Source organism: Pseudonocardia charpentierae, assembly GCF_031845345.1.
GTDB classification, from domain to species: Bacteria; Actinomycetota; Actinomycetes; order Mycobacteriales; family Pseudonocardiaceae; genus Pseudonocardia; species Pseudonocardia charpentierae.
Genome location: NZ_JAVREJ010000026.1, coordinates 57,774 through 65,413 on the forward strand (window position 1 = coordinate 57,774; position 7,640 = coordinate 65,413).

Genomic DNA, 7,640 nt, shown 5'->3' on the forward strand with positions numbered 1-7,640 from the left:
ACCCACAGGTGGACCATGGCGTCCCGCTCCACGATCGGACAAGGAGGTTCCGCTCATGCCTACGTTCATGGACGTCCACAGGATGGAGGGCGGGGTGTCCGCAACCGATGTCGCCAAGGCCCATCGGGCCGATCTGGCAACCCAGGACCAGTATGGCGTGCGGTATCAGCGCTACTGGGTCGACGAGCACGAGGGACGCGTGTTCTGCCTGGTCGATGCCCCCGGCGCGGAGACCGGAATGCGCGTCCACCGCGAGGCCCACGGCCTGGTCGCGGACGAAATCTACGAAGTCACCGAGCACTCATAGCCGCACTCCGGCGACCCGAGGTCGTCGTCTCGGCCGTCTTGGCGTACCCCAGATGCTGGACGTCTAGCGCGGCCAGTGGATCGACCGCCGGAAGCGCATGTTGCGTGGCCACGTGCGCGCGTCGGTGTGCTCGCGCACCGATGGCTCGCCGAACAGTGCGTTGGCTTGCCAACGCGCGCATCGGACCGCTCCACAGGAGACTCGAGCTTTACGCCGGAGCAATCACAATTCTCGTGCACGCCGCGCCCTACGGGCGCGTAGTGGGTCACGCCGAGCCAGCGGAAGCGTTCCGCCCACTCGCGTTGTCTGACAGAAGAGGCGAAAGGAGTACCGATGTCCACCAGCACGCAGCCCTTGGAACACTTGTCCTTTGACCGCCCGGACGAGGTGCGCGAGGGCGACAACTGGCGACTGGAATTGGTGAACCTCGCTGGTGGCGCCCAAGTGGGGCGCATCACCGTACAGCCGGGCTGGAGATGGTCGAAGGACGTCAAGCCCGTCGCGGGCACCGAGCTGTGCATGGCCCCACACCAGCAGTACCAGATCAGCGGACATATTCACGTTGTCATGGCAGACGGCACCGAGCTTGACGCGGGCCCTGGGGAAATCACATCACTACCGCCCGGACACGACGCCTGGGTAGTCGGGGACGAGCCGGTCGTCGCGATCGACTGGCAAGGCGCCTCGGTATGGGCCCGCGAGCAGGAGGGGTGACGCCCCATGAGCTTCATCCAGGTCATCGAGTTCACGACGCGTCGAGCCAACGAACTCAACGCCCTACTCGACGAGTGGCTGGAAAAGACCCAGGGTAAGCGTACAGCAACACGTGGCATCCAATGCCGCGATCGGGATCATACAGATACGTACGTCCAAATCGTGGAGTTCCCCTCCTGCGAGGAGGCGATGGCCAACTCAGACCTACCCGAGACGGCCGAGGTTGCCGGCCGCCTGGCGGAGCTCTGCGACGGGCCTCCGACATTCCGTAACCTCGACGTCAGCCGGGACATGCACATGTAAGGCGAGAGGGGGCGACTTCAGGGTTAGTGAGTACGCCCCGCGGGGTCGCCCCGCCCGTTGGTCTTGGTCGCGATCACGAAAGGGATCGTTTGCCTTCCGCGTAGAATTCCTTCTCGCCCAGCGAAAGGCAGACGGCCTGCTCGACGGCCGCTGCTAGCGGAACGCGATCCCTCGACCACGGTAATCGCGGGGCAGGAGACAGCGCGGCAGCTAGGAAGGAAGCCCCCTGGGGAGGACGAGTGCTACGAACAGAGTTGTGCCGACTCCTTGACATCGACATCCCCATCATCCAGGCGCCGATCGTTCCCGGCGCCTGCCCGGAGCTCGTGGCCGCCGTGTCCAATGCCGGCGCAATCGGTAGTCTGGGCGCGGCCTTTCGCAGCGCGAAGGATCTGACGAACGACATCCGCCGGGTGCGGCAGCTTACGCCGCGTCCCTTCATCGTCAACCATGTTGTTCCGTTGGTCGACGAGGCCGCCTTCGCGGCGTCGCTGGAGGCGCGGCCTACGGCGATCTCGCTTGCCCTCGGCCATCAACCGGGCCTGATCAAGCGCGTTCAGGAGGCCGGCCTGCGCGTGCTCCATCAAGTCCACACGGTGACCCAGGCGCGCCAGGTCGCTGAATCAGAGGTCGACGTCATCATCGCCCAGGGCAGCGAAGCAGGCGGCAACTGCGGAATGGTGGCCAGCTCTGTCCTGATTCCCCAGGTAGTGGACGCTGTCTCACCAATCCCGGTGGTAGCGGCGGGCGGTGTAGCCGATGGCCGCGGATTGGCCGCGGCTCTGGTGCTGGGTGCGGTGGGCGCGAACATCGGCACCAGGTTCCTGGCCTGCGAGGAGGCGTGTGTGGATCCGGCCTGGAAGCAGCGAATCCTCGGCGCCCAGTCCGAGGACGCGGTACAGCTGACATTCTGGCAGGAACTTTTCGGTGCGCCAGGGGCTGAGGCATTCGACGTGGTGCCACGGGCGCTGCGCACCCCGTTCAGCGACGAGTGGCTTGCAAGGGACGTCGGCGGCGACGCGGAGCGACTGAGAGTGGAGATCGTCAAGGCGGTGCGTTCAGGCCGCATTCACGAGCTGGCCCCCTTTACCGGGCAAGCCACCGGTCTGATAAATAGTGTGTCGCCAGCGAGAGACGTCATCGACGCCATCTTGACGCAGGCCGAGGACGTCCTTCGTCGCGCTTCCCAACTGATCACCTAAGCACGGCCACGCAACAACGGGGCTGCCCAGGGTTCGGTTGACTCCTGACCTTTGAGGACGTGTTCCTCGCTGGAAGAATCCTAGGCATTGACACAAGCGAATCGGCAATCGTCAGGAAGATCGGCGCAACGGTGCGCCGTGTTACCGGTATCGTCGGCTCTCTGCTTACACAACGATTAGCGGTCAATAATCAGGCGGGAAAGTTGACGATCGACCAGGCCATGGGGAGCTGGTCCGTGCGGGGTTCGGGCATCGCCATCCGGCCGGGCCCGAAAAAATTGCCGGTGAGGTAGAAGTCGGCATCGGCTAACTGCTGGGCAGAGATCTGACCCTGGTACTCGAACGCGTCGAGCACGTACGGAATGCCCGAACTGCCGAGCACCGACGGCCCGTTCATGACGTGAAAGTGCATGTGAGAAGCGTTGGCATTACCGGTATTGCCTAGCTTGGCGATAACCTGACCCTTGCGGACCTGGTCGCCCACCTTGACCAGCAGACTGCCCTTCTGCAGATGCGCATAGAAGGCGTACGCGCCCTGGCCGATGTCAAGCACGATGTGGTTGCCGTCCACGTTCTCCACGGTCAACTTCGGCCCGAGCACCGGATCGTTGGCAGGCAGCACACCCGGAGCGTTGGCCTCCTGCCCGTCGAGCACCGCGGTCACGGTGCCGTCAGCGACCGCGATGATGTCAGAGCCGTAGTCAACATAGCTCTCGTTCTTGGTCTTGTCGCCCGTGTAGAAACCACCCTGGTCGTTGGTCTGCTTCCAGTCGATGGCGAACAGCTGACCCCCGACAAGATTCCCATTGAGCGACAACGGCGTACTGCGATGGGGCCAGCCCGGTTCACAACACCCGTTGAGCGCGACCCAGTTCCTACCCTTCACGGGTGGACCAATGGTGATCGGCCCACTCGCCGAAATACTGTAGGGCGTCACCGTGTAGTCGACCGAAACCGGGTTTGACGTCACCGGGCTGGACGCGCCATTCAAAAACAGGTGATGCATGACGTACTTCGGCGCCACGTGCAGGGAGTCGAGGGCGAAGTCAACGAAGAGCACGCGCGCCTCCTCCGGTGGGATCACCGCGTCCTGCACGGGTCCGGCGGGCAGGGCCTGCAGCCGGTTGCAGTCACCGAAGCCGCAGGCGGGGTCAACAAGTTGCTTGTCGGCGAACGAAGCGATCACCTTCGTGGAATCGGTGGCGTCGACAACCTCGAGCCTGCGGATCGTCGCCGGGACACGCGACGCGTTCTGCAACACCACGTTATACGCAACGTGAAACTTGCCGTCGGAACCGGCGAAGGGAAACGTTGGCGGGTCTGCTACCTGGACCAGCACCGCGGTAAACGCATCCTTCACCATAATCCCGGCCGGGGGCGGCTCGAACGGGGAGCCGCCGGCGGTCCCGGCAGCCGTCGCGGCCGCAGGGGTGGCCGTAGTTCCGGGCGCGGAACCGTCGGATGGAGAGGAGGTACAGGCCGCAACCGCGAGGATCAGAACGAGCACGAACCCACATGGCCGCATACAGACCCACTCCAGCGTTTCAGTCCCAAGTCTCGTCCTCGCCGTGCCGGTGGACCGCGAGGCCCCTCGACCTGGCGCCAAACGCCCACAGATCGATGATCGCCAGCCAGCCTGGCCCCGCGACCGACCGACGTCAACAGCCCGGCCCTCAGCGTCTCCCTGACACCCTCCGAGGACGCTGACCCGCGACAGCCCGCTCGGCCAGGCACTCGTCCAAGCCCAGCCAGCCGCCTCGTTGTCGACGTCGTCGTACCTACATCACACCCCCTGGGGCAGGGCAGGGCCGCGGCAAAGTCGCGCTGGGTGGCTGCTCAGCTGCGGTGACACGCGGTGGTAGATGAGGGTGCAGGCACGAACTCGACGTGATCATCAGGTTGTCGAAGCCCTGATCATGTCTGGAAGCCCGTTCCCGCGTTGTCATCCTCACCGATCGTCGCTGTCCTCGATCAGCCAGGCCCGCCCGTCGACGAGCCGATGACGTTGTCGTTGGTGCACGCCTGGCCGGGGTGCCAGATCCGCGTGCGGCGCGCGGGATCCGCCACGGGGTGCTGTCGGTGCTGCCGATCAGCGCCTGCGCGGTGCTGGCCGGCGCCCGCTCCTATGCGGCGATCGCCGAGTACGCCCACGACACCGGCCGCGAGGTCCTCAACCAGCTGCACGTCGCTGCGGTGACACCGCACGAGTCGACGATCCGCCGGGTCCTGCAGCAACTCGACCCGGACGCCGTGGATGCGGCGCTGCGCGCCTGGACCCTGTGCCACCGTCGCCGTGGCCACGAGTGATGGTGTTGCAGGCGCTTGAGACGGGGTGGTCGAGCTGCCGCCCTCCGAAACGGCGAGACCGCGCGTTAGCCGCTCGTCATGAGCTCCACGAGAGAAGATCTTCGCAGTCCCCAGGGTCGGGCTGTCTCCCTACCAACGGCACCCATCACGACGGTCGCCGAATGCTCCCAGGACCTGACGCCGCCGCAGTGGCTGGCGGTCGCTGGCCCTGTCCCGCTGAACCTCGACCTCAGAGGACGTCCCGCAGCGCCCTGCTCTGGGCGAGGAGTGCGTCGGTGCCGGCAACGGCCTGGCCGGTCAGCCCGGTGCCGGTGCCCAGCGCCGGCAGCGCGCCCGGCCCCGCCGGAGGCGTCGACCTGGCGTCCAGCTCGCGAGCGAGCCTGCGGATCTCGCGCAGGTTGCTCTCCACGTGGTTGAGCTCGGCGCGGGCGGACGCGACCTCCTCGTGGGTCGCGTGCAGCACGCTCTCGGGCGTTCCGGCCGCCTCGTCCGCGTCGAGATGCTGCCGGCGCTGCTCCAGGTCGCGGGCCGAGCGCACCGCGGCCCACAGAGACGCCCCGAGGAGACGGTCGGGATCGATGTGCCCGTGCTGCCCACGCCTGCGACGCGGCGACGTCCTCGGCGAGCCGGCACAAGGTCGAGGCCCGGACATCGTCGTCGCCGACCTCCACGGACGGCTCGGCACCCGCGTGGCCCTTCTTGTACGCGCTCACCGGGTCCGGATCGACGATCCCGTTGACGATCGCCGCGAGGACGAAACCGGCGACTCCGCCGAGGAACGCCCAGACGATGAACGAGCGGCCGTCATCCGCGAGCAGGAGCGGGGCGGCGACGGCGCACGCGAGGACCAGGCCGATGATGAGCAGGCCGTGTCTGCCCGAGTTGCGGTGTGTGGTCGTTCCAGCGGCGGTCAGGGTGTGTGCGGTGCCGGCGAGGAGATCGGGGTCGTACACGGTGTAGTGCCTGCCACGGCGCAGCAGCGTAGGCAGATCGGTGGTCGCCGGCTCGCCGGTGCTAGGCGCCGGCTGCTGATCGCTCATCGAGGCCCTCGGAGTCCGTCTGCTCGGGCACACCGATCCCGGTCTGGCATCGCGCCGGGGGCACCATCCACTAAGGCCGACGCGAGCAGGACGAGGGGCGGAAGCTTCAAACCCACTACCCACTACCCACGACCTCAACCGCGGATCACACTCGGGGCGTCGAACAACGTCCACTGTGGTGGAGGTTGCGATGCGGGCTGGCACTTTCCGTCGCTGGGGCATTGTGGTCGCCCTCCTGCTGTTTGCACTGCCACCCGCAGGATGTGCCGCCGCAAGCCCCACGACCTCCCCACCGCCGAGCCCCACCCCGGCCCCCTCCGACGTCCTGCCGGACGTGTGCGACGTCGCCGCATCGACGGGCCCACTGGCGCCGCGGGCAGCGAGGTGGCCGTCTACTCCGTGTGTTCGACGATGGACCAGGGCTTCGGGTCGGTCTGGGCCGTCTCGTGCGACGTGTCCGCGCCCCAGCTCGTGCGGATCGACGCCCGAACCGGCGCCGCTGTACCGATCCGCCTTCCCGCAGGCCTTCCCGCGGAGTCTTCAGTCGGTGCCGGCGAGGGCGGCGTCTGGTTGCTCACCAGGGGCAACCCACCGCAACTGGTCGCGGTCGACCCAGGAACGAACGCGGTGGCCCGTTCCACGCCAGCGCCCCCCGGAGCCGTGGCGGTGCGCACCGGGTTCGGGTCGGTGTGGGTGTCGGTCGCCGCGCCCGGGCAGCTGGTCCGGGTCGACCCGGCGTCCGGGCAGGTGGTAGCCACGGTGCCCGTCGGTAGGGGAGCCAGCTTCCTCGCGGCTGGCCCCGACGCGGTGTGGGTGATCAACGCCGCGGACGGGAAGGTCGCGAGGGTCGACCCGGCCACGAACACCGTCACCGCGACGGTCCGAGCGTCGGCGAGAAGCATCTCGGGCGGCGACATCGTGGCCGCGGCAGAGGCGGTGTGGGTCCGATTGAACGACGGCGACGCGATGGCCGTTCAGATCGATCCACGCTCGAACGCCGTCGTGGACCGGATCGGCCCCCCTCGGGAAGCGGCGGCATCGCCGTCGCCGACGACTCCGTGTGGATTACCGCCCACAGGACGTTCTCGATCTGGCGCCTTCCCCGGTGACGCGCGCGGGACGTCCATGTCGTCTAGGGATCGAACGTCAGCAGCGGACGCCAGGAACGCCCGCTCCGCGCCAGACACGGTCCGCGTCGGCCCCGGTGGGCAATGACTGTTGCGGTCGACCGGAGGCCGCTGGGCGCCTTTAAGTCGGCGCTGCCGCAAGGCCGGTCGCCGTACCAGGTGTCAGGGTGGGAAGTTGGTCGAGCAGGACGTCGCGCTGCCCGTGGGCGTCGAACAGAACGCGGGCCATGGCAGTGGAGGCCTCCAACTGGCCCGGTCGCCGTCCCAGGGCGTGCTGTTCGTCGAAGAACTCCTTCGGCACCCGCAAGGGCTGGGCGAACAGCATCGCCGTGGACATCGACGTGCGCCCCACGTCTCCACCCGGCATACGGCTGATCATGATGGCCAGCTCGCCGATCATCGGCAGAGTGTCCAGGGCCAGGAGGGGGTGGACCTCACGGCCCAGACCGGCACTGTCCACCAGGGTCAGGGTCCGCACCCGCCCCGGGTCGGCCAGGGCCAGGCGCAGTACGACCCGTGTTCCGCAGGTGATGGGCGGATCTGGACACACGCCGCTGTATCGTCCCAGCTCAGCGTGTGGGGGCAGGTCCGGAACTGGTGAAAGTCCTGGACACACGTTCGATCGATGTTCGGACCCGTG

8 protein-coding genes are annotated in these 7,640 nt (G+C 67.3%); 5 read left to right on the plus strand and 3 right to left on the minus strand.

What is annotated here, in order from left to right:
• The first annotated feature begins 67 nt into the window (after positions 1 to 67).
• The 4 genes from RM445_RS26905 to RM445_RS26920 all read left to right on the plus strand — a co-directional run bounded on the left by RM445_RS26905 (position 68) and on the right by RM445_RS26920 (position 2,526).
• Positions 68 to 307, plus strand: a complete 240-nt coding sequence (locus RM445_RS26905) for a DUF4242 domain-containing protein (protein ID WP_311559670.1) — start codon at positions 68 to 70, stop codon at positions 305 to 307.
• A 333-nt stretch (positions 308 to 640) separates the two neighbouring features.
• The gene (locus RM445_RS26910) at positions 641 to 1,021 is read left to right on the plus strand and encodes a cupin domain-containing protein (protein ID WP_311559662.1); all 381 of its coding nucleotides are present in this window, start codon (positions 641 to 643) and stop codon (positions 1,019 to 1,021) included.
• 6 nt (positions 1,022 to 1,027) lie between these two features.
• Entirely contained in the window at positions 1,028 to 1,324 is a 297-nt protein-coding gene (locus tag RM445_RS26915; RefSeq protein ID WP_311559663.1) for a hypothetical protein, read from the plus strand.
• Positions 1,325 to 1,563: 239 nt separating this feature from the next.
• The gene (locus RM445_RS26920; protein WP_311559664.1) at positions 1,564 to 2,526 is read left to right on the plus strand and encodes an NAD(P)H-dependent flavin oxidoreductase; all 963 of its coding nucleotides are present in this window, start codon (positions 1,564 to 1,566) and stop codon (positions 2,524 to 2,526) included.
• A 190-nt stretch (positions 2,527 to 2,716) separates the two neighbouring features.
• On the opposite strand, the gene RM445_RS26925 is transcribed toward RM445_RS26920, so the two are convergent.
• Complete coding sequence (locus tag RM445_RS26925) at positions 2,717 to 4,033, minus strand: M23 family metallopeptidase (RefSeq protein WP_311559665.1); 1,317 nt, start codon at positions 4,031 to 4,033, stop codon at positions 2,717 to 2,719.
• A 524-nt stretch (positions 4,034 to 4,557) separates the two neighbouring features.
• Here RM445_RS26925 and RM445_RS26930 point away from each other — a divergent pair.
• Entirely contained in the window at positions 4,558 to 4,833 is a 276-nt protein-coding gene (locus RM445_RS26930; protein ID WP_311559666.1) for a transposase family protein, read from the plus strand.
• Positions 4,834 to 5,062: 229 nt separating this feature from the next.
• On the opposite strand, the gene RM445_RS26935 is transcribed toward RM445_RS26930, so the two are convergent.
• Both RM445_RS26935 and RM445_RS26940 read right to left on the minus strand, forming a co-directional pair.
• Positions 5,063 to 5,371, minus strand: a complete 309-nt coding sequence (locus RM445_RS26935; RefSeq protein ID WP_311559667.1) for a hypothetical protein — start codon at positions 5,369 to 5,371, stop codon at positions 5,063 to 5,065.
• 1,750 nt (positions 5,372 to 7,121) lie between these two features.
• Positions 7,122 to 7,400 (minus strand): hypothetical protein, encoded by a 279-nt coding sequence (locus RM445_RS26940; protein ID WP_311559668.1) that lies wholly within the window; start codon positions 7,398 to 7,400, stop codon positions 7,122 to 7,124.
• Positions 7,401 to 7,640 lie beyond the last annotated feature (240 nt).